Below are 18,530 nucleotides of genomic sequence, written 5' to 3'. Positions count from 1 at the left end.
AAGGGGCGTTAAGGTTTGTAAGATATGCCCCTTACATGGGGCGCAATATATAAGGCCGTCTGAAAAAATTCAGGCGGCCTTTTCCGTGTGCATTGCTTTTGTTTAAGGTTCAGGCATCGGCATCGCCGGCAGGCCCGGCGGCGGTTTGGTCGGGAGTGAAGCGGGCGGATTGCGGGTAGGGAAAGAAATCGTCATACAGCCCTTGTTGCAGCCGCTCTTTTTTACCCTGCCAGAATTCGGGGGTGAGCAGGTCTTTGTGGTGTTGCAGAAATACCTGCCGCACATCGGGTTCACCCAAAAGAAACGGGCCGAATTCTTCGGGGAAAACGTCGCCTTTGTTGACGGGATACCAAACTTCGCCCGACATTTCGTATTCGGGGTTGGGGGCGGGTGGGATTTTACGGAAGTTGCAGTCGGTCATGTATTCGATTTCGTCGTAATCATAGAAAATCACGCGGCCGAAGCGGGTCATGCCGAAGTTTTTATAAAGCATGTCGCCGGGGAAGATGTTGGCGGAAGCCAGCTCTTTGAGCGCGTAGCCGTAGTCGATAACGGCGGCCGCTTTGTCGGCAGGATTGGCTTTCTGCATAAAGAGGTTGAGCGGTTTGAGGCGGTGTTCCACATAAACGTGTTTGATAATCACCCATTCGTTGTTTTCTTCCAGCTGGCTGGGGGCGAGCGTGCGCATTTCGTTGAGGAATTCTTCGTCGCAGCGCGATTTGGGCAGGGCAACATTGGAAAATTCAAGCGTATCGGCCATGCGTCCGACGCGGTCGTGCTTTTTCACCAGCAGGTATTTTTGGCGCACGTATTCTTGGTCGAAATCTTTATTGGGGCCGAATTTGTCTTTGATGACTTTAAAAACATAAGGGAAAGAGGGCAGGGTAAAGACGCTCATCACCAGCCCTTTCACACCGGGTGCGAGAATAAATTTGTCGTGCGAGTATTCGAGATGCTGGGCAAACTCGCGCCACCAGATGTTTTTTCCCTGTTTGTGCAGGCCGACCATGGTGTATAAATCGCCGTGCGAGCGCATCGGCAGCATGTCGTGGAGAAAATGGACATAGCCGCTGGGCACGGGCATGTCCGCTAAAAAATAAGCGCGGGCAAATGAAAACAGCACGGCAATCTGACGGGCCTCAAACAGGGCGGCGTCCACTTTCAGACGGCCTGTTTCTTCGTCGTGCAATACAGCCAGGGCAAAGGGGTGGCGCACGGCACCGTTGATAATCTGCCCGAAAATATAGGCGGCTTTGTTCCGGTAAAACGGCGAATGGAGCACGCGCACATGCAGGTTCATTTCCTGCGGGGGCCATTCGGCCTGAAAATGCCGGCGGGCGGCACGCAAGATGTTGCCGATGTCCCTGCCCATACAGGCAAAGGGAACGCTCCAGCCGAAATGGTGCAGGATGCTGCGCAGACAGCCGCGCAGTCCTTGCGTTTCGGGATAAAACGAGCAGAAGGTGGGCGGATCGGAATCGATATATTCGGTGCTGGTGGAGGGTTTGACAAAGATGAACTGATTGTTGAAATATTCTTTGGCCAAGAGTTTGGTGGAAACCGAGTTGAAGAAGGTTTCCGCCAGCTCGGGCTGTTTGTGGTTGACCAGAAGGGCAATGTATTCTGTTTTGGCGGCAGCCCATACTTCGTCGCTTAGGGCGGTGGCCGCGTGTCTGTGGCTCAAGATGTCGACAGCTTCCTCCACGCGCCGGTCATACATCTGAATACGTTCGGCCACTAAGTCTTGGATACCGCGCCAGTTTTTCTGCTCGAAAAACTCTTTGGCACGGGCGGTTACTTCGCGGTAGAGGCGGTAGTGCCTGTTGAAACCGGCGAGCATGGTTTCGGCTACTTCCCGCCCTAATTGCCGGGTGAGTTGTCGGGACATTTTTTGTTTTCTTTCTCTATAGTTACCGTTTGAACGATCTGTTTGTATTTTGGCATAACCTTATGATGTTTTAGGCCGTTTGGCAAGTGCGTGCAAAAAGCGGAAACAGTTGGGGCGTGATGTTCAGGCCGTCTGAAAAGGTTTTCAGACGGCCTGAGAATCCCGAAAGGGTTAGGCACTTTGGTGGTCTTGCAGGATTTTATCGTACACCGCCAAGGGCACATAGCGGCGTATCATATCGCGCCAGCCGTCGGGGCCGACCATACCTTTGACCATGGTGGAGGAAACTTCGGCGAATTCGCGCGGCGGCATCAGAAACACCGTGGCGATATCGGGATGCAGATCGGAATTGATATAGCGTATGGTCCGCTCATATTCATAATCGGAGGCCGTGCGTATGCCGCGAACGATAAATTTGGCGCCGATGCTGTGGGCATAGTTGACCAGAAACTGGTTTTCAAACGAGGTGATGCGCACGTTGGGAAATTCGCTGGAAACGGCCTCAAGCATGGCTTGCCGTTCCGCCACGGTGTAGGTGCTTTTTTTGTCGGGGTTAACGCCGATGGACACGATTAACTCGTCGAACAGGGCTTGTGCTTCGCGTATCATCCACAAATGGCCGTTGGTCGGCGGATCGAAGCTGCCGGCATAAACGGCGCGGCGCAGGGTTTGGGCAGTCATATTTAAAGAAATCAGGCTAGCGGGTAATACGGGTAGGCAGAGGCAGCGCATTCATTTAAATTTCCGGCGGCGGCGTTGTTGTCGTGCCGGCGGAAATGTGCGAATCCACTATAAAGGCCGACAGGGAGGATGTCAAAGAAAAAGGCCGTCTGAATGCGTTTCAGACGGCTTTTTTACGGGTGTTTGTGCGTTAAATCAATCTTCTCCGCTCAAAGAGAGCAGAATGTTCAGCAGGCTGCTGAAAATATTATAGACAGAGATAAAGATGGTTAACGCGGCGCTGATGTGGCTGGTTTCGCCGCCGTCGATAACGGTGCGGATCTGCCACATAATCATCAGCGAGCTGAAAATCACGAAAGCGGCCGAAAGGGCGAGTGAAAATGCGGGCATTTGCAGGAACATATTGACCACCACGCCCACCATCAGCACCACCGCGCCCACCAGCAGGAAGCGGCCGAGGCTGTTCATATCGGCTTTGGTGCGGCGCGCCACGGCGGCCATGGTGAAGAACACGGCTGCGGTCATGGCGGCGGCAAGGCCGACGATTTGCGCACCGTTGCTGAAGCTGAAGCCGTATTGCAGCAGCGGGCTGATCAGCACGCCCATGCCGAAGGTGAACACCATCAGCAACGCCGCGCCGGTGTTGCTGTAACGGTTTTTCTCGATTAAGGCACACATGCCGTAGAAAAAGGCCAATACCACGCCGAACGCGATCCAACGGTTGCCGAACATGGCATACAGGTTGATGCCGGCCTGGCTGCCGAGAAACGCACCAATCGCGCAGGGAATGAATGAAATGCCGAGCAGGCCGTAGGTTTTGCGCAATACGGTATTTTTCTGCACCGCGCCGGCGGTTTGAGTGTAGTCGTAAACGTCGTTTTGCATGGCGTTTGTCCTATTGTGGTGTGAAAATGATAAAAAACGGATTTTAACAGCAAATCAAAGATTTTTGCCGGAAATTATTACGAACGGTTAGCATATGGCTGTTGTCGGGCTGCGCTGTCTGCCAAACGAGGTTGCGTCTAAAGCGGCGCGTTCAGCCATAACAGCAATATCCACAGCAAAACCGTGATGCTCCATTGCGGCAGGAGCTTGTCCAACTCGGCGCTAGATTGGGCTTTTTTCAGCAAATACAAGTGGATGGCCGAAACCGCCAGCAATGCGGCGCATAAAAGAAACAGGCTGTCGACAAAATGCAGCGGCAGCCACAGCGCCCATGCCGCCGCCGCCGCCAGCAGCAGCACGGTATGGTAGATTTTGGCACGCGGCAGCCCCAGGCGCACGGCAACGGTGGTTTTGCCCGCCTGCCGGTCGGAGTCGATGTCGCGCATATTGTTGATATTCAAAACCATTGCGCACCACAAACCCAATGCCGTAGCGGGCAGCCACGAGGCGGCGTTCAGACGGCCTGTGTGCAGGTATTCCGTGCCCAGCACGCCCAGCCAGCCGAAAAACACCAACACCGCCAAATCACCCAGCCCGATATAGCCGTAGGGTTTTTTGCCGGCAGTGTAGGCAAAAGCGGCGGCCACGGAAGCCGCACCGAGCAGCAGCCACAACAGCCAGCTTTGCGGTTCGGCGGCCGAAACGGCGGGCAGGGCGGCGCAGAGCAGGGTGATGCCGAGCAGGCACGAAACCGCCGCCGTCAGCTTCACTCCGCGCGCCATGGCCGCCGGGCTGATGTGGCCGGAACTGACCATGCGTGCAGGCCCTTTGCGTGCCAACGTGTCGGCTCCGTTGCAGGCATCGCCGTAATCGTTGGCCAGATTGCTGAGAATTTGCAGCGACAGGGCGGTGAGCAGGCACAGAACCGATACGGTCGGATCGGGCCGCTGCTTCAGTGCGGCGGTGAGTATGCCGCACAATACCGAAGCGGCGGCCAGCGGCAGGGTGCGTAAACGGGCTGCGGCCAGCCAGTTGCGTACAGACATAACAGAAAATCAATCAGAAGAAATGATGCAATTATAATTTAGGCCGTCTGAAAAAAGTTGACGCCGGTTCAATAACTTCAGATTACAGCCAGCAAAGGCCGGGCACCTGTGTTCGTATCATGCGGCGGCAGGAAAGGCAGTTGGATTTATCGTTTAAATATTTATCAAGTTTCCTTTTCGGTTGAGGCCCCGCCATTTATGGCAGTAGAATTTGGGTTTGTCGGGTAGGGGTGCAACCCCTTCCCAATCAGGGCAACACATAGGGTGGCGCTTTATGTGTCGTCCTGTGTGTTGAAACATTTTTAATAAAAAGGATAGTTGTTTTTTTTGACAACCGTGGCCAAAAAGCAGGCCGTCTGAAAAACATTTTCAGACGGCCTGTTTTCATGTGGTATTTATTCCTGCGGCACATAACCCTGCACTTGGTCGGCACCGTCGCCGAAAAAATAGTTTTCCATCTGCTGCGCCAAATATTCGCGCGCGCGCGGGTCGGCAAGGCTGAGGCGGTTTTCGTTAATCAACATGGTTTGGTGGCGTGTCCAAGCGTCCCAAGCTTCTTGGGACACGTTTTCGAAAATACGTTTGCCCAAGGCATTGGGCAGCGGGGCGAATTTCATGCCGGGGGCTTCTCTGCCCAGTTTCACGCAGTGAACCATGCGGGTCATGGCGGTTTCCTTATGACGGGGTTTTCAGACGGCTGCAATTTTAACGGAGCGGTGCGGGTTTGTATATAATTTGTTCCCCGTCCAACCGGCGGACGGCAGGTTTGCCGGCCGGCAGCAGGATGTAGCGGCGTGTAGTCGAAATTGCGGAAATTCCGCATGCCTTTGCTTACCGTCAAAGTTCTGTTTGAAAAAACCTGCACAATAATGCCTCTCACGCAAGGAAAAAACATGAGCGCACGCCAAACCATACTTGATTGGTGCAATCAAACCCTGCAAGCCGACTTATATAAAGATTATGCCCCCAACGGCCTGCAAATCGAAGGCAGGGAAGAAATCCGCAAAATCGTTACCGCCGTTACCGCCAGCCGCGCCGCCGCCGCCTACGCCGTCGAGCAGGGCGCCGATATGCTGCTGGTGCACCACGGCCTGTTTTGGAAAAGCGAGCCGGTTACCATCACCGGTTGGAAAAAAGACCGCATCGCTACCCTGCTGGCCCACGGCATCAACATGGCCGGCTACCACCTGCCGCTGGACGCTCATCCCGTTTTAGGCAACAACGCCCGACTGGCCGCCCGCATGGATTGGACAACCGAATATCAGTTCGGCGAACAAAACCTGCTTAACGCAGGCCGTCTGAAAACCCCGCAAACGCTGGCGCAACTGTGCGCAGGCCTGCAAAACCGCCTCGGCCGCACACCGGTTGCCGTGGGCGGGGAAGGCCGGGTTATCAAACGCATCGTATGGTGCACCGGCGGGGCTCAGGGCTTTTTTCAGACGGCCATAGACGAAGGTGCCGATGCCTATATCACGGGTGAAATATCCGAGGCGCAGTACCACCTGGCCAATGAAACTGGCATCGCGTTTATCGGCGCGGGCCACCACGCCACCGAGCGTTACGGCATACAGGCGCTGGGGGCGGCGCTGGCACAGGAGTTTGATATTGAAACGGTATTTTTCGACGAACAAAACCCCGCATAAAATCAAGAAATACCGTAAAACTTTACCTTATTTTAAATAATGCTTTAAGTATCCCTATAAAATCAGGTAGAATTAAAGAGCTTAATGGCTCGGTATTCCCATATCATTAGGATGACTGAATAATGGAAAATCAAGAAATCAACCAAAGCCGCCGCCGCTTCCTTACGCTGGCGACAGCAGCAGCGGGCGGTGCTGCAACCGCAGGTGTTGCTGTGCCGTTTCTGGCAAGTTTTTTTCCGTCGGAAAAAGCCAAAGCCGCAGGTGCGCCCATTGAAGTGGATGTCAGCAAAATCGAAGCAGGCCAGCTTGTTACCGCCGAATGGCAGGGCAAACCGATTTGGGTGCTGAACCGCACCGAACAGCAGCAGAAAGACCTGCCCACGCTCAATAACGCCGTGGCCGATCCGAAATCGGAAGTCGATCAGCAGCCTGAATATGCCCAAAACGAGTTGCGTTCCATCAAGCCCGATATTTTCGTGGCCATCGGTATCTGCACCCATTTGGGCTGCTCGCCGACTTTCCGTCCCGACGTCGCCCCTGCCGATTTGGGTGCCGATTGGAAGGGCGGTTTCTTCTGCCCGTGCCACGGTTCCAAATTCGACTTGGCGGGCCGCGTATATAAAGGCGTGCCGGCGCCGACCAACCTGATTATTCCGCCCTATAAATACCTGGACGACACCACCATTCTGGTGGGCGAAGATAAATAAAGGGACTCATCATGGCAAACCAAACCAATAGCAAACTGCAGGTATTGTGGGGCTGGGTCGACGAGCGTTTTCCCACTCTTGGCAATATGTGGCGCGACCACCTGACCGAATATTACGCACCGAAAAATTTCAATTTCTGGTATTTCTTCGGCTCGCTGGCTCTGCTTGTGCTGGTAATCCAGATTGTCAGCGGCATTTTTCTTACCATGAACTACAAGCCCGACGGCAACCTCAACGAGTATAACCTGCCGGCAGCCTTTACCGCCGTCGAGTATATTATGCGCGACGTTTCGGGCGGCTGGATTATCCGCTATATGCACTCCACCGGTGCTTCTATGTTTTTCGTGGTGGTGTATCTGCATATGTTCCGCGGCCTGATTTACGGTTCGTTTAAAAAACCGCGCGAACTGGTGTGGGTGTTCGGTTCGCTGATTTTTCTGGCACTGATGGCCGAAGCCTTTATGGGTTATCTCTTGCCGTGGGGGCAGATGTCGTTTTGGGGCGCGCAGGTGATTATTAACCTGTTTGCCGCGATTCCCGTTATCGGCCCTGATCTTTCCACTTGGATACGCGGCGATTTCAACGTATCGGATGTTACCTTAAACCGCTTTTTCGCCCTGCACGTGATTGCCGTGCCGCTGGTGTTGGTAGGTTTGGTTGCCGCCCACCTGATTGCACTGCACGATGTGGGTTCCAACAATCCTGATGGTGTGGAAATCAAAAAATTGAAAGATGAAAACGGTATTCCGCTCGACGGTATTCCTTTCCATCCATACTACACGGTGAAAGACATTTTGGGTGTGGTGGTGTTCCTGATTGTATTCTGCGCCATTATGTTCTTCGCTCCTGAAGGCGGCGGCTATTTCTTGGAAGCGCCGAACTTTGATGCCGCCAACCCGCTGGTTACGCCCGCGCACATCGCCCCTGTATGGTATTTCACGCCTTTCTACGCTATTTTGCGCGCGATTCCTTCGTTCTTCGGCACGCAGGTTTGGGGCGTGATCGGCATGGGTGCTGCCGTAGTGCTGATTGCTTTGCTGCCGTGGCTTGACCGCTCACCGGTAAAATCCGTCCGCTACCGCGGCCCGATTTTCAAAGTTATGCTGGTGCTGTTTGTCATCTCATTCATCGGCTTGGGTATCTTGGGTGCTTTGGTGGCTACCGACACACGCACCATCGTGGCACGTATTCTGTCTGTCATCTACTTTGCATTCTTCCTGGGTATGCCGTTCTATACCAAAATGGATAAAGACCGCGAAGTGCCTGCCCGTGTAACCATGAGCACAACCAAACAGAAGGTAATGTTCTTCGTTTACACCATCATCACCGTGGCAGGCGCATACCTGTTTGCAATTCTAATTTAATGAGGGCAGCGAAAATGAAACAAACATTGAAAAACTGGTTTGCTGCCTTATTGCTGGCAGCTCCGATGAGTATGGCAGCCGCAGCAGGCGGCGGAAACTATGAGCCGGTTGAAATTGATTTGCGCAACCAAGAAAGCCTGCAACGCGGTGCGCAGATTTTTACCAACTACTGCTTGTCATGCCACTCGGCTTCGGCTATGCGTTTCAACCGCCTTCAGGATATCGGCCTGACCGAAGACGAAATCAAAAACAACCTGATGTTCACCACCGACAAGGTGGGAGATGTAATGCACGCAGCCATTGATCCGGCAGACGCAAAAAAATGGTTTGGTGCGGTACCGCCCGACCTTTCTCTGATTGCCCGTTCGCGCGGTGCGGATTATCTCTATGCCTATATGCGCGGGTTTTATAAAGATCCGACCCGCCCGACCGGCTGGAACAATACCGTTCTGCCGAATGCCGGCATGCCGCATCCTTTGTGGCAGCAGCAAGGGGTGCAGGCAGTTGAGTTGGATGAAAAAGACCAACCTGTGATGGTGAAAGATTCTCACGGCAATCTGGTGCCCAAGCTCTACTGGGAGTCTACCGGACTGCAAACCCGCCAACTGCCCAACGGCAAAGTGATTACCAAGGAATACGACGATTATGCCCGCGATTTGGTTAACTTCATGGTGTATATGGGTGAGCCGGCACAGCTGCAGCGCAAACGTACGGGTTATATCGTGCTGATCTTCCTGATGGCCGTGATGCTGCCGTTGGCTTATTTCCTGAAAAAAGAATACTGGAAAGACGTTCACTAAGCACAGGATTATTGAAAAGGCAAAATCGAAAGGTTTTGCCTTTTTGTCTTTTCAAGCGGCCGTCTGAAAAATACGGCTGAAAATTTATTTTCAGCCCGGCTCAGTTTTGCCGTTTAGCGTGCAAAATCCTGTTTTTCAGACGGCCTGAACACCCCTGTGATTTCGTAAAGACTGCGGCTTGAATAAGCTGCCGGCGGCCTTATATTAAAGCCCTATCGAAATAACCAACCGTAAAGGATTTATCCAAATGACCGAACAAAACCAAAACGTAGAAAATAATGAAACCGCAGAAATGCCTCAGGCGGAGCAGGGCGAAGCGCAGGAGAAGCCTTCTTACGAAGATTTGGAAGCCAAAATCGCCGAACTCGAAGGCATGTTGAAAGACGAGCAACTGCGCGGTTTGGCCAACGAACAAAACCTGCGTCGCCGCCATACTGAAGAAATCCAGGCCGCGCACAAATACGCCGGTCAGAAATTCGCCGCCGAAATGCTGCCGGTGAAAGATTATCTGGAAATGGCGCTGCTCGACCAAAGCGGTAATTTCGACGCCTTGAAAACGGGTGTGCAGATGACGCTGAACGAATTGAACAAAGCTTTCGAACATACCCAAATCACCGAAATCAACCCGCAGCCGGGCGATAAGCTCGACCCCCACCACCACCAAGCCATGCAGGTGGTAGAAAGCGAACAGGAACCTAACACCGTGGTCAGCGTGCTGAAAAAAGGTTACCAACTGGCCGACCGCGTATTGCGTCCCGCCATGGTAACCGTGGCTCAAGGCGGTGAGGCCGGCAATTGAAAGCACCGTTGCGGCCGTTTCTTCAGGAACAAAATTTTCAGACGGCCTTAAAGCCGATCCAAACAGGCCGTCTGAAAGCAAGCTATAACACATCTTGTGGATAAGTTGATTAACTAATTGAATTAAAAATAATTATTTAATCAAAAAATTTAAATCCGCATACTTGAAAAGTACAAAACACACCTTATTTACGAATCCGACGGGGCGGCAGCCCGAACTCTATTTTTCAGAAATCATTTCATTTTAAGGAGTAATAACACAATGGCAAAAGTAATCGGTATCGACTTAGGTACAACCAACTCATGCTTGGCTATTTCAGAAAACGGCCAAACTAAAGTGATTGAAAACGCCGAAGGCGCGCGCACCACGCCTTCCGTTATCGCCTATTTGGACGGCGGCGAAATCTTGGTCGGTGCACCGGCCAAACGCCAAGCCGTAACCAACGCGAAAAACACCATTTATGCAGCCAAACGCTTAATCGGCCACAAATTCGAAGACAAAGAAGTGCAGAAAGACATCGGTCTGATGCCTTTCGACATCGTTAAAGCCGCCAACGGCGATGCTTGGGTGAAGGCGCAAGGTAAAGAATTATCGCCCCCGCAGGTTTCCGCCGAAGTGCTGCGCAAAATGAAACAGGCCGCCGAAGCCTATTTGGGCGAGCCGGTAACCGAAGCCGTAATTACCGTTCCGGCCTACTTCAACGACAGCCAGCGCCAAGCCACCAAAGATGCGGGCCGCATTGCCGGTTTGGACGTAAAACGCATTATCAACGAGCCGACTGCGGCAGCTTTGGCTTTCGGTATGGATAAAAATACCAAGGGCGACCGCAAAATCGCCGTATACGATTTGGGCGGCGGTACTTTCGATATTTCCATCATCGAAATCGCCGATATCGACGGCGAAAAACAGTTTGAAGTGCTGGCTACCAACGGCGACACCTTCTTGGGCGGCGAAGATTTCGACCAGCGTTTGATCGACCATATCATTGCCGAATTCAAAAAAGAGCAGGGCGTTGATTTGAAAAACGACGTAATGGCGCTGCAACGCCTGAAAGAAGCTGCCGAAAAAGCCAAAATCGAGCTTTCCAGCGGCCAGCAAACCGAGATCAACCTGCCCTATATCACCATGGATGCCGCAGGCCCGAAGCACTTGGCAATGAAGATTACCCGTGCCAAATTTGAGAGCTTGGTGGAAGACTTGATCGATCGTTCTATCGAGCCGTGTAAAGTGGCCGTCAAAGATGCCGGCTTGAGTGTCGGTGATATTGACGATGTAATTTTGGTAGGCGGTCAAAGCCGTATGCCCAAAGTACAGGATGCCGTTAAAGCCTTCTTCGGCAAGGAGCCGCGTAAAGACGTCAACCCCGACGAAGCCGTGGCTTTGGGAGCCGCGATTCAGGGTGAAGTGTTGGGAGGCGGCCGCAGCGACGTGTTACTGCTCGACGTTACCCCCTTGTCGCTCGGTATCGAAACCATGGGTGGCGTGATGACCAAACTCATCAACAAAAACACCACCATTCCGACCAAAGCGTCGCAAGTATTCTCAACCGCCGAAGACAACCAAAGCGCCGTTACCATCCATGTGCTTCAAGGCGAGCGCGAGCGTGCTTCCGCCAACAAATCGCTGGGTAACTTCAATTTGGGCGACATCGCACCGGCACCGCGCGGCATTCCGCAAATCGAAGTAACCTTTGATATCGACGCCAACGGCATCCTGCATGTGTCGGCTAAAGACAAAGGTACCGGAAAAGAAGCCAAAATCACCATCCAAGGCTCTTCAGGCTTGAGCGAGGAAGAAATCGAACGTATGGTGAAAGATGCGGAGGCCAATGCCGAAGAGGATAAAAAACTGACCGAACTGGTGGCTTCGCGAAATCAGGCCGAAGCACTGATTCACTCTGTGAAAAAATCACTGGGCGAATACGGCGACAAACTGGATGCCGACGAAAAAGCCAAAATCGAAGATGCTTTGAAAGCTGCCGAAGAAGCTGTGAAAGGTGAAGACAAAGCCGATATCGATGCCAAGGCCGAAGCCTTGGGCACTGCCAGCCAAAAACTGGGCGAACTGGTTTATGCGCAGGCACAGGCAGAAGCCAACGGTGCGGGTGCGGAACAGGCAGCCGACAGCGGTGCGAAAGGCAGCGACGATGTGGTTGACGCCGAGTTTGAAGAAGTGAAAGACAAGAAAGACTAAATCTTGACGGCAGTAGAGAAGGGCGCTTGGGAAAGCGCCCTTTTCTTGCGTTTAAGCATTTCAGACGGCCTGAGGCCTTTGCAAAATACCTTAAGGCCGTCTGAAATGCTTAAATCCCGTCATTAGCTTCGCAAGTCCGCTTCGCTCCCCCCGCGCAGGTGGGAATCCAGTCGTTCAAAAAAATACCCGGGTCAAGCCCGGGTATGACAAGCAGTGTCAAACGATAAAGCTCATTTTTTCGGTTTCATCACCACCATATGCCGCTCGGCGTTGAGCATGGGCACATGGAGTTTTTCCACTTTTACCACTTCTACCGAAGCGGGCACGTGCTCCAGCTCCTCATAAGGGTAAACACCTTTCATGGCCGCCCAATAACCGTTTTCGTTCAAGAGGTGTTTGGTGAGCGAAATAAAGTCGGCCAGCTCGGCAAACGCGCGGCTGGTAACCACATCCACTTTTTTATCGTGCATCGCTTCCACGCGGCCGGAGGCAACGGTTACGTTGTTCAAGCCCAGCTCGATAACGGCCTGTTGCAGGAACGAAGTTTTTTTAGTGTTGGAATCCAGCAGGGTAATCTGCAAATCGGGGCGGCAGATGGCGGTGGGAATACCCGGCATGCCGCCGCCGGAGCCGACGTCCATCAATGTTTTGGCGTCTTGCACAAACGGCAGCAGGGTCAGGCTGTCGAGAATGTGGTGGCTGATAATCGAGGTTTCATCCCGCAGGGCGGTCAGGTTGTAGGTACTGTTCCATTTGGAGAGCAGGGCAACGTATTCGAGCAGCAGCAGTTGTTGTGGTGCAGTGAGTGTGAGACCGAGTGCCTGCAGGCCTTCTTGCAGTTGTTGTTTGTTGTTCACGGGAGTGTTCCTTTGGCTTGGAGCCTGTAATCATCAGGCTGCCGTGCAGTCTGAAGGGTACAGATTCCGGATTTTCGATTGGTTGTAATCTTATCTGAAAACGGTACGCCTGCGTAAATTGTTTGTTCGGTTTGAGGCTGTTTGAACCGTGTTTTAGCTCTGCATAAACTGCGTTTTAGCTTCGCAGAAACTTGCTTCCTTCGGAAACTGCGTTTTCAGACGGCTTTTTTTATCTGAATGTTAAGCAGGCGGGCAGAAGGAGCGGGCCGTTAATATGCTTGGAATCCCGTTTGTGGACAGCAGTTAGTTTTCCGGCATAAGGCATAAACTGTGCAAAAAATGGGTTTATATGTTTATATCATTGAATAAATTTAAATTTTTTTTACCGCTAAAAATCGGTGCTGTGCTGAACTTTTCTTTTTCTCTGCTTTCTTACCAACACATGTTTCGCAACATGATTTTTTATTAACTCCAAAAAGAGGATATACAGATGAAAAAATTTATCGTACTCGTGTCTGCCGCCATGATGTCTGCCGCCGTGATGGCTGCTCCTGCTGAGAAGGCTGCCAACAAAGCAGCAGACAAAGTGAGCACTGGCAAAGCCGCCAAATCTTCTAAAACCAAAGCCGCCGCCGGCACTGCTGCTACAGGTGCCGCCGCCACTACTTTGGATTCTGCCGGAACAGCAGGTGCCGGCACCGGTGCGGCTGCTTTGGATGCTTCCGGCGTGAACTCCGCCAGCGGTATCAAGTAAGTTTAGGGGGTTTCGGAATAACGGCCGTGGCATGATTGTGTAACGGTTATTCTGAAACTTCTTAATCGAGCTTTACGCAACACCCGCCCTTAGAGGGGCGGGTGTTGTTTTAATTACAAACGGGTACAGATTAATCACCTAAGAAACCAATATTTTTACGCACAGGCAACGCCTGTTTACATCAAAGCGGCTAAGATGACGCCGGCAAACAGGGCAGGCCGTAATAACGGCCGACTTGATATTTTGCTCCGCAACATCTTTTTTTAAGAAAGAGAAACAATCATGAAAAAACTCACCAAGCTTGCTTCACTGCTGACGGTTTCCATCGGTTTGGTTGCCGTACCGCAGGCCGTACAGGCTGCTCCCGGCGGTGCGAATGTGGCACATCAGGCTGAAAAGCCGAAAGTTAAAAAACACGGCATGAAAAAACAGGCACCTAAAGCGAAAGCACCCAAAAAGGCTGAAAAGCCGGTGAAAAAAGCCGCGAAAAAGCCTGCGCCCAAGAAACAGCGGAGCCGTTAAACCCGCTTCCGGTTAGTATCTTAGCAATTGATAGTTCGACAACTGTTCCAGAAAGGAAACTCAATGAAAAAATTAGCTTCTTTTGCCGTTTTGGCCATGATGTCCGGCAGCCTGCTGGCCGCTCCGCAACCTTGGAAAGGAGAGCCGCGCAGAGAGCAGCCCGTACATGCCGGCCAACCGCACAAGCAGGCTGAACCGCGCCAACCGGCCAGACCTGAAATGCACAAGGAAAAACGGGCAGAACAGCCGAAACCGTTTAAAAAATCAAAGCCGAACAAAAATATGAGAAAAGCCAAGAAGAAACAGCCGGTGCACCATCACAAACCGGCGCCGCGCCATGACAGCCGCCGTTAAGCAGGGTTGGTAAATAAAAGGCTTGAGAATAAAAACACTTGGTGTTTTCCGACTCCAAGTGTTTTTCTTGCCCTGCGGTTTTAATGCGCCCGGTTATGCCTAGTGAAAATTTTTTGAAGACAGACCCTAGCCGTGCGGTTTGCAGGGAGCGTAACGGCGTTAGGTTTTCAGACGGCCCAAGCGGATTTTGCAAAGTTTCAGACCGGCGGCTTGAAAGGCGCTTGGAATATTGCAGGCCGTCTGAACATTCAGAGGGCAGTGCTGCGGGCAGGTTAGCGGATCTGATCCTGTTGCTGTGGCGGCAGTCTGCTGATGGTAAAGCCGGTGAAGCCGTAAATCAGAGTGAGGATCAGGCTTAAGTAGCAGAAAAATGCGTAGGGAACATAATCTACTACAGGTACACCGAGTATGCCGGCGAGAAACACACCGTACACGCCCCACGGCACCAGCGGGTTAATCACTGTGCCCGAGTCTTCGATAGTGCGGGCGAGGTTGCGCGGGTGCAGGTTCAGGCGTTTATATACCGGCTTAAAAGTGTTGCCGCTGAGCAGCAGGCTTAAATATTGCTCGCCGATTAGAAAGTTGATACCGAAGGCGGTGGCGGCCGCAGCAGCGGTGGCGCGGCCCACACCGGTGAGCAGGTGGGTAACGCCGGCCAAGAGGGCGGGCAGTACGCCCAAACCTTGCAGCAGGCCGCCCAAACTCAAGGCGAGAATCACGATGGTTTGGCTGAAAAACATGCTTTCCATGCCGCCGCGCGACACCAGTTTGCCCACGGTGCCCAAATCCTGCCCTTCGGCCGGTTTGTAACCGCCGAAAAACCAGCCGCCCAGTTGCCCCAGCGTGGGGCTGCTGTGGATATAGGTAACGGCGATGGCGGTGAAAATGGTAGCGATAATGGTATAGATGGCGTTGACTTTGCGCACTGCCAGCACAATCAGCACCGCAAACGGCAACAGGGCATAGCCGTGCACGAGGCCGCCGGCCACCAGCTGCTGCTGCATGGCGGTGATGTTCGTTAAATCGGCGTCGGCTACGTTGCCGGTGAGCAGCCACAGAAAGATTGCGGTCAATATCCAGGCGGGAATGGTGGTGAACATCATGTTGCGGATGTGGTCGAACAGATCCACGCCCACAATCGAAGCGGCGATGGTGGTGGTGTCGGACAGGGGCGACATTTTGTCGCCGAAGAGCGCGCCCGAAACCACTGCGCCGGCCACGATGGCGGGGTTGGCGTCAAATGCTTCGGCCATGCCCAAAAAGGCTACGCCTGCGGTAGCGCAGGTGGTAAAGCCGCTGCCCAGCGAAATGCCGATAACCGAACAGAGCACAAACGCCGAAATATAGAAAAAATGCGGCGAAATCAGATTGAAACCGTAATACATCAGGGTGGGAATCGCGCCCGACATCATCAGCGCCGCCACCAAGAGGCCGATGTAGAAAAACAGATAAACCGCACCGATGCCCGATACCACGCCTTCGGCCATGCTTTTCTGCATGATGTCGAAGCGTGTACCTCTAAACCTGCCGTAGGCAAACAGGCCGCACATCACCAGCACAATTGCAATATGCGGCACCCAACCGAAACCGATCATGGTGATGCCCATCACCGCCACAATTAAAAATGAAACCAGCAGCGCTTCACGCGGGCGTATAGTGGAAGTGGTTAAAGATTTGCTCATTTTTTCCAACCTTGTGTTATTGAATGGAGGCCGGCACCGCTTTGCAGTCAAACGGCCGGGTATGCCGCATATTTTTGGATAGGTTGCGGTATAGCAGCCGAATCTTATCCTTTTTATGCCGGCAGGAAAATCGTTTGAAGGCCGTCTGAAAATACAGGTTCCGCCTTGCGGCGATTCCGACCACGTGCCGCCGTCCGAGCTCCGTTTCTGTCGTTCGGCAAAAAACAGTTTGAAAACACGCCGAAAAATGATAGTGTTTCAAGTATTGCAGCGGCTCCGTACAAACCGATGCCGCTTTTTTTACCGGATTACCGTAATGCTTTCACCGGAAAGGCCGAAACCATGCTGAAAACCTTGTCAAAACCCGTTGCGCTGCTGACCGTTCTGTTCGGCACCGCACTGCCCGTTTCCGCAGAAACACTTCATTATAATGTGGTTGAGTTTTCCGAAAGCGCCAGTGTCGAACTGTTGCGCGACACCATGACGGCGCGCCTGCACGTGCATGAAGAAGGCCGCAACCGTGAAACCGTAAGCGGCAATTTTGTGAAAAAACTCAACAACGTTACCCGCAAAGCCTCGGCTTCGCCGTTTAAATATGAGTTGCTTCACCGCAGCGCATCGCCACGCTACGAATACGAAGGCAAGGGTAAGAAGCGTACTCTGGCTGGTTGGGAAGAGCAGGCAGTGGTGCAGGTGGAAAGCAAAAATTTCGAAGCCTTAAACAAACTGATTGCCGAGAGCCGTAGCGATGCCGATTTGGAGAGCCTGACGTTTAAAGTGTCGAAGCAGAGCCGCCAAGATGCTTTGGACGAAGTGAGCAAAGCCGCCCTGAACCGCTTTAAAGACCGGGCAGCTTCGCTTACCAAAGCAATGGGCTTCCGTAACTATAAAATCGTGCGGTTGAATTTCGGCCAAATCGGCAACCGTCAGGCCGACAACGGTGTGCAGATGATGCGTTCCGCCAAGGCCGCCGCCGAATCCGCCCCCGTGCCGGAACACACCTCCCCGGGAACGGAAGAAGTCGGCATTACCGTTCGGGGTACGATACAGATGTAACGGCCGCCATGCCCGAAACGTTTTCAGACGGCCTTGGTGTAAAGGTGAGGCCGTCTGAAAATATTGATTTTATTCATTTACAACAGGGAATATTCCGATGAAAACAGCCTTCCGCCTACGCTCTGCAATTTTTGCCGCAATCCTGGCCGCCGCTTTGGCGGGCTGCACCTCGGTGGCCGATATGGTGGGCTACGACAGCAGCACCCTCAACGAAAGTGCGGCCAAAAGCTACGGCCAGGTGATGCAGCAGGCGAGAAGCAAGCAGCTGCTTGACACCACCTCGCAAACCTCGCGCCGAATCCACACCGTATTCGACCGTCTGCGCCCCCATGCCGAACGCGCCAACCAAACCGGCGTGGCGTTCAACTGGCAGATGAGCGTTATCAAATCCAACGAATTGAACGCTTGGGCGATGCCAGGCGGTAAAATGGCGATGTATACCGGCATGGTTGACCGCCTGAAACTGAGCAATGATGAAATTGCCGCCGTGGTGGGGCACGAAATGGCACACGCCCTACTTGAGCACAGCAAAAAGGCCATCGGCCAGCAGGTGTTAACCGGGTTGGCTGCCAACATCGGCGGTTCGGTTGTGGCAGCCAGAACCGGTATCAGCAACGATACCATCGGCATGTCTTCCGAACTGTTGAGCCAATACGGCGTAAATATGCCGTTCTCGCGAAGTCAGGAGCGCGAAGCCGACGCCCTCGGCGTACGCCTGATGGCAGAGGCGGGCTACAATCCGCAGGCTGCCGTTTCGGTGTGGGAGAAAATGAACCGGGTGAGCGATAACAACAACACTTGGAATGCTATCACCTCGTCGCACCCCACCAACAATGAACGTATGCAGGCAATCCGCAAGATGTTGCCGGAAGTGATGCCGGTTTACGAACGAAACCGCCGCTGAGTGTCTGCCTCATCATAAAAAAGGCCGTCTGAAAGTTATATGTTTCAGACGGCCTGAATATTTTCAGTGAATTAACGATAAGAATGATGCAGCGTTGTTCTGCCTTGCCGTGCCGGTGGACGCACTGCCTGCGGCTTCACTACCTTGTTTCGCTCTTGTTTTAATCGCCGTATCTTTGCTATCTCAACCCCGTGCCGGATTCTGGATATTTTCAATTAAACAGGTATTTTCCGGTTTTAACCGGACTGTTCAAGATTTAAGAGCGGATAGGGCTATTTGCCCGACCTGTCCGAAAACACGGTTTCCGAGAGGAAACAGGTTTCTGCGAAGTAAAACAGGGTTTCAGACGGCCTGAGACCTTTGCAAAAATCCCAAAACTCCTCTAAATTCCCCCT

18 protein-coding genes are annotated in these 18,530 nt (G+C 52.8%); 11 read left to right on the top strand and 7 right to left on the bottom strand.

The annotated features are described in order from the left end of the window. Nucleotides 1-109: 109 nt before the first annotated feature. The 5 genes from aceK to Q3970_RS09870 form a co-directional block, all read right to left on the bottom strand. Nucleotides 110-1,888 carry a bifunctional isocitrate dehydrogenase kinase/phosphatase gene (gene aceK / locus Q3970_RS09890; RefSeq protein ID WP_303100409.1) on the bottom strand — a complete coding sequence of 593 codons (1,779 nt, stop codon included), beginning with the start codon at nt 1,886-1,888 and terminating at the stop codon, nt 110-112. 171 nt (nt 1,889-2,059) lie between these two features. Continuing rightward, on the bottom strand, nt 2,060-2,569 hold the full coding sequence (gene coaD / locus Q3970_RS09885; RefSeq protein ID WP_303100408.1) for a pantetheine-phosphate adenylyltransferase: 510 nt from the start codon (nt 2,567-2,569) through the stop codon (nt 2,060-2,062). A gap of 195 nt (nt 2,570-2,764) precedes the next feature. Continuing rightward, on the bottom strand, nt 2,765-3,454 hold the full coding sequence (locus Q3970_RS09880) for a Bax inhibitor-1 family protein (protein WP_303100407.1): 690 nt from the start codon (nt 3,452-3,454) through the stop codon (nt 2,765-2,767). Nucleotides 3,455-3,591: 137 nt separating this feature from the next. Continuing rightward, nucleotides 3,592-4,500, bottom strand: coding sequence for a 1,4-dihydroxy-2-naphthoate octaprenyltransferase (menA, locus tag Q3970_RS09875; protein ID WP_303100406.1), 909 nt, complete (start codon nt 4,498-4,500; stop codon nt 3,592-3,594). Nucleotides 4,501-4,895: 395 nt separating this feature from the next. Continuing rightward, nucleotides 4,896-5,165 carry an oxidative damage protection protein gene (locus Q3970_RS09870; protein ID WP_303100405.1) on the bottom strand — a complete coding sequence of 90 codons (270 nt, stop codon included), beginning with the start codon at nt 5,163-5,165 and terminating at the stop codon, nt 4,896-4,898. A gap of 228 nt (nt 5,166-5,393) precedes the next feature. Between Q3970_RS09870 and Q3970_RS09865 the strand changes: the two genes are divergently transcribed. From Q3970_RS09865 to dnaK, 6 genes are all read left to right on the top strand, one after another. Further along, nucleotides 5,394-6,143: a Nif3-like dinuclear metal center hexameric protein gene (locus Q3970_RS09865; RefSeq protein ID WP_303100404.1), complete on the top strand. Its 750-nt coding sequence runs from the start codon at nt 5,394-5,396 to the stop codon at nt 6,141-6,143. Nucleotides 6,144-6,265: 122 nt separating this feature from the next. Next, nucleotides 6,266-6,850 (top strand): ubiquinol-cytochrome c reductase iron-sulfur subunit, encoded by a 585-nt coding sequence (petA, locus tag Q3970_RS09860; protein ID WP_303100403.1) that lies wholly within the window; start codon nt 6,266-6,268, stop codon nt 6,848-6,850. A gap of 11 nt (nt 6,851-6,861) precedes the next feature. Continuing rightward, nucleotides 6,862-8,214 carry a cytochrome bc complex cytochrome b subunit gene (locus tag Q3970_RS09855; protein WP_303100402.1) on the top strand — a complete coding sequence of 451 codons (1,353 nt, stop codon included), beginning with the start codon at nt 6,862-6,864 and terminating at the stop codon, nt 8,212-8,214. Nucleotides 8,215-8,228: 14 nt separating this feature from the next. Next, nucleotides 8,229-9,014 (top strand): cytochrome c1, encoded by a 786-nt coding sequence (locus Q3970_RS09850; RefSeq protein ID WP_303100401.1) that lies wholly within the window; start codon nt 8,229-8,231, stop codon nt 9,012-9,014. A 247-nt stretch (nt 9,015-9,261) separates the two neighbouring features. Beyond that, nucleotides 9,262-9,813, top strand: coding sequence for a nucleotide exchange factor GrpE (gene grpE, locus Q3970_RS09845; RefSeq protein WP_303100400.1), 552 nt, complete (start codon nt 9,262-9,264; stop codon nt 9,811-9,813). Nucleotides 9,814-10,074: 261 nt separating this feature from the next. Further along, complete coding sequence (gene dnaK / locus Q3970_RS09840) at nt 10,075-12,006, top strand: molecular chaperone DnaK (protein WP_303100399.1); 1,932 nt, start codon at nt 10,075-10,077, stop codon at nt 12,004-12,006. Nucleotides 12,007-12,236: 230 nt separating this feature from the next. Here the strand turns inward: dnaK and rsmG are convergent, their stop codons facing one another. Continuing rightward, on the bottom strand, nt 12,237-12,863 hold the full coding sequence (gene rsmG / locus Q3970_RS09835) for a 16S rRNA (guanine(527)-N(7))-methyltransferase RsmG (RefSeq protein ID WP_303100398.1): 627 nt from the start codon (nt 12,861-12,863) through the stop codon (nt 12,237-12,239). A 490-nt stretch (nt 12,864-13,353) separates the two neighbouring features. Here rsmG and Q3970_RS09830 point away from each other — a divergent pair, with 490 nt between their 5' ends. The 3 genes from Q3970_RS09830 to Q3970_RS09820 all read left to right on the top strand — a co-directional run bounded on the left by Q3970_RS09830 (nt 13,354) and on the right by Q3970_RS09820 (nt 14,493). Next, nucleotides 13,354-13,617, top strand: a complete 264-nt coding sequence (locus Q3970_RS09830; protein ID WP_303100397.1) for a hypothetical protein — start codon at nt 13,354-13,356, stop codon at nt 13,615-13,617. Between the two features lie 282 nt (nt 13,618-13,899). Next, entirely contained in the window at nt 13,900-14,139 is a 240-nt protein-coding gene (locus Q3970_RS09825; RefSeq protein WP_303100396.1) for a hypothetical protein, read from the top strand. A gap of 27 nt (nt 14,140-14,166) precedes the next feature. After that, a complete protein-coding gene (locus Q3970_RS09820; RefSeq protein WP_303100395.1) occupies nt 14,167-14,493 on the top strand; it encodes a hypothetical protein in 327 nt (108 codons plus the stop codon). Between the two features lie 272 nt (nt 14,494-14,765). Here the strand turns inward: Q3970_RS09820 and nhaC are convergent, their stop codons facing one another. Next, on the bottom strand, nt 14,766-16,175 hold the full coding sequence (gene nhaC / locus Q3970_RS09815) for a Na+/H+ antiporter NhaC (protein WP_303100394.1): 1,410 nt from the start codon (nt 16,173-16,175) through the stop codon (nt 14,766-14,768). A 342-nt stretch (nt 16,176-16,517) separates the two neighbouring features. Here nhaC and Q3970_RS09810 point away from each other — a divergent pair, with 342 nt between their 5' ends. Next, nucleotides 16,518-17,231: an SIMPL domain-containing protein gene (locus tag Q3970_RS09810; RefSeq protein WP_303100393.1), complete on the top strand. Its 714-nt coding sequence runs from the start codon at nt 16,518-16,520 to the stop codon at nt 17,229-17,231. A 97-nt stretch (nt 17,232-17,328) separates the two neighbouring features. Continuing rightward, the gene (locus tag Q3970_RS09805) at nt 17,329-18,135 is read left to right on the top strand and encodes a M48 family metallopeptidase (RefSeq protein ID WP_303100392.1); all 807 of its coding nucleotides are present in this window, start codon (nt 17,329-17,331) and stop codon (nt 18,133-18,135) included. Nucleotides 18,136-18,530 lie beyond the last annotated feature (395 nt).

Origin of the sequence: Neisseria sp., from assembly GCF_030530745.1 — a bacterium.
In the GTDB taxonomy this organism is placed as follows: domain Bacteria; phylum Pseudomonadota; class Gammaproteobacteria; order Burkholderiales; family Neisseriaceae; genus Neisseria.
The sequence above is the reverse complement of the archived record's forward strand: the minus strand, read 5'-3'. Positions and strand labels throughout refer to the sequence as shown.

Bases quoted from the DNA above. Each gene is read 5' to 3' on its own strand.
- coaD (WP_303100408.1), bottom strand. From the start codon at position 2,569: ATGACTGCCCAAACCCTGCGCCGCGCCGTTTATGCCGGCAGCTTCGAT.
- Q3970_RS09825 (WP_303100396.1), top strand. From the start codon at position 13,900: ATGAAAAAACTCACCAAGCTTGCTTCACTGCTGACGGTTTCCATCGGT.
- petA (WP_303100403.1), top strand. From the start codon at position 6,266: ATGGAAAATCAAGAAATCAACCAAAGCCGCCGCCGCTTCCTTACGCTG.
- dnaK (WP_303100399.1), top strand. From the start codon at position 10,075: ATGGCAAAAGTAATCGGTATCGACTTAGGTACAACCAACTCATGCTTG.
- nhaC (WP_303100394.1), bottom strand. From the start codon at position 16,175: ATGAGCAAATCTTTAACCACTTCCACTATACGCCCGCGTGAAGCGCTG.
- Q3970_RS09850 (WP_303100401.1), top strand. From the start codon at position 8,229: ATGAAACAAACATTGAAAAACTGGTTTGCTGCCTTATTGCTGGCAGCT.
- Q3970_RS09805 (WP_303100392.1), top strand. From the start codon at position 17,329: ATGAAAACAGCCTTCCGCCTACGCTCTGCAATTTTTGCCGCAATCCTG.
- Q3970_RS09810 (WP_303100393.1), top strand. From the start codon at position 16,518: ATGCTGAAAACCTTGTCAAAACCCGTTGCGCTGCTGACCGTTCTGTTC.
- Q3970_RS09865 (WP_303100404.1), top strand. From the start codon at position 5,394: ATGAGCGCACGCCAAACCATACTTGATTGGTGCAATCAAACCCTGCAA.
- aceK (WP_303100409.1), bottom strand. From the start codon at position 1,888: ATGTCCCGACAACTCACCCGGCAATTAGGGCGGGAAGTAGCCGAAACC.
- Q3970_RS09870 (WP_303100405.1), bottom strand. From the start codon at position 5,165: ATGACCCGCATGGTTCACTGCGTGAAACTGGGCAGAGAAGCCCCCGGC.
- Q3970_RS09855 (WP_303100402.1), top strand. From the start codon at position 6,862: ATGGCAAACCAAACCAATAGCAAACTGCAGGTATTGTGGGGCTGGGTC.
- menA (WP_303100406.1), bottom strand. From the start codon at position 4,500: ATGTCTGTACGCAACTGGCTGGCCGCAGCCCGTTTACGCACCCTGCCG.
- Q3970_RS09830 (WP_303100397.1), top strand. From the start codon at position 13,354: ATGAAAAAATTTATCGTACTCGTGTCTGCCGCCATGATGTCTGCCGCC.
- Q3970_RS09880 (WP_303100407.1), bottom strand. From the start codon at position 3,454: ATGCAAAACGACGTTTACGACTACACTCAAACCGCCGGCGCGGTGCAG.
- grpE (WP_303100400.1), top strand. From the start codon at position 9,262: ATGACCGAACAAAACCAAAACGTAGAAAATAATGAAACCGCAGAAATG.